The 1,897-nt window shown below is 59.2% G+C and carries 2 protein-coding genes; one reads left to right on the forward strand and one right to left on the reverse strand.

Features of this window, described 5'->3' with window-relative positions:
• Window positions 1-97 precede the first annotated feature (97 nt).
• Window positions 98-757, reverse strand: a complete 660-nt coding sequence (locus BDE01S_RS10300; RefSeq protein ID WP_066081218.1) for a cytochrome b/b6 domain-containing protein — start codon at window positions 755-757, stop codon at window positions 98-100.
• Window positions 758-875: 118 nt separating this feature from the next.
• On the opposite strand from BDE01S_RS10300, the gene BDE01S_RS10305 reads away from it, so the two are divergent.
• Window positions 876-1,793, forward strand: a complete 918-nt coding sequence (locus BDE01S_RS10305; protein ID WP_066081221.1) for an NAD(P)H-hydrate dehydratase — start codon at window positions 876-878, stop codon at window positions 1,791-1,793.
• The last annotated feature ends 104 nt before the right edge of the window (window positions 1,794-1,897 follow it).

Here is a 1,897-nt window from a genome sequence, read left to right on the forward strand (position 1 = left end):
AAATAAAGCCCGCAAGTGTGCTTTAAATTGCAAAAAGGCCGTCTGAAAATCATGATTTTCAGACGGCCTTTTTACAATTTAATCTAAACAGAAACACTTAAGCCACGCTCACTACCGCCCATACCACGGCCACCGCAACTGCTACCGCGGCGGCAAACTTGCCCAAGCCGGCAAAGCGCAGCTCGGGCAGGCGGCCTTCCAGCGATTTGTAACCGGTCAGCATCGGCGTAATCAGATTGTGTTTTTTCAAAAACTTATACGCCAAAATCGTGATAACGTGCACCGCCGCCAGCGCCGCCAGCAGGTTGAAAAACGCGATGTGGATTTTCCGCATGGCCGCGCCGGTATCCTCGCTGACTAAGCTGTTCAGATAGCCGCTGTTGGTAAAGGTATTTTCATCGGGCGCAAACAGGCCGGTGGTCACCTGCACCGCTACCGCCGCCAGCAGCGCCAGCACCATCAGCGCGCCGACGGGATTGTGGCCGGGCTGCTCGTTTTCCGTGATTTCGCCTTTGAGATAGCGCACGATTTGCTTGGGCCCGCGCACGAAGTTGGCAAATTTCGCGGTATCGCTGCCCCACAGCCCCCAGCAGATGCGGAACACCAGCAGAGCCAAAATCAACACTCCGCAACGCAGATGCCACAGCAGCAGATTGCCGCCCTGCTCGGCGCTGTACCACATAAAGACTATCGCCGCCGCCAGCATCCAGTGAAAAAGGCGCGTGGGCAAATCCCATACTTTGAGTTTGTGTTTCATTCTGATTGACTTTCTTATATAGTAATGACTATAAAATAAAATGTTCAAAACCGGGCTGTGTAGATCCGACACCAAACCCGCCTGCTGACCGCATTTTATCAAATTTTCCCATAGCTTTATGATGTTTGCGAAACCTTACTCCGCCAGCGACGAGATGCGCTATTTTCAGACGGCCCGACAGTTTCCCGATGTCTTTGCGCCGCGCGATGCCGACAGCCACAAAGGCAGCCACGGCACGCTGGCCGTCATCGGCGGCGCGGCGGGCATGAGCGGCGCAGTAATCTTGGCCGCCACCGCCGCCATGTATCTGGGCTGCGGCAAAACCTGGGCGGGCTTTTGCCAGACGCAGCTGCCTTTTGCGGTGATTCCCGAGCGCCCCGAAATCATGCTGGCCACCGCCGCGCAACTGCTGCAGCGCAACGACATCAGCGCCTATGCCGCCGGCTGCGGCCTCGGTTTGGACGATGATGCCCGCGCCGTATTGCACAGCGTGTTGCAACGCGCCGCAGGCAAGCCACTGCTGCTCGATGCCGACGCGCTGACCCTGCTCGCCGCCACGCCCGAACTGCGCGCTGCGGCACAAGCGCACGGCCGACTGGTGCTCACCCCACATCCCGCCGAAGCCGCACGCCTGCTGGGCATCGAAACCGCCGCCGTGCAAGCCGACCGGGTTTCGGCCACGCAAAGCATCAGCCGCACCTTCCGCGCTGTGACCGTATTAAAAGGCCGCAACACATTAGTTGCCGACCCCGACGGCACGCGCTACACCAACATCAGCGGCAACCCCGGCCTGGCGACCGCCGGCAGCGGCGATGTCTTGAGCGGCATCATCGGCAGCCTGATGGCGCAAGGCATACCGCCCGCACAGGCCGCCTGTGCGGGCGTATGGCTGCACGGCGCCGCCGCCGACCTGCTGCGCGACAACGGCATCGGCGAAACCGGTATGCTGGCCGGAGAACTCGCCCCCGCCGCCCGCTGGCTGCGCAACCGCATGATTGGTTTGATGTTGCGGGCTGATTTGGGTGGCCAAAATTAGCGATACGCGGCGCATGCAGCATACTGTGTGGAAAAACCGTGTGGAAAAGATGAAAAAGGCCGTCTGAAAATACAACATCGTTGTTTTTCAGACGGCCTTTCCCT

This window comes from Bergeriella denitrificans NBRC 102155 (genome assembly GCF_001592185.1).
Lineage (GTDB): Bacteria > Pseudomonadota > Gammaproteobacteria > Burkholderiales > Neisseriaceae > Neisseria > Neisseria denitrificans.

Coding starts and splice junctions, on each gene's coding strand:
- BDE01S_RS10305 (WP_066081221.1), top strand. CDS start 876: ATGATGTTTGCGAAACCTTACTCCGCCAGCGACGAGATGCGCTATTTT.
- BDE01S_RS10300 (WP_066081218.1), bottom strand. CDS start 757: ATGAAACACAAACTCAAAGTATGGGATTTGCCCACGCGCCTTTTTCAC.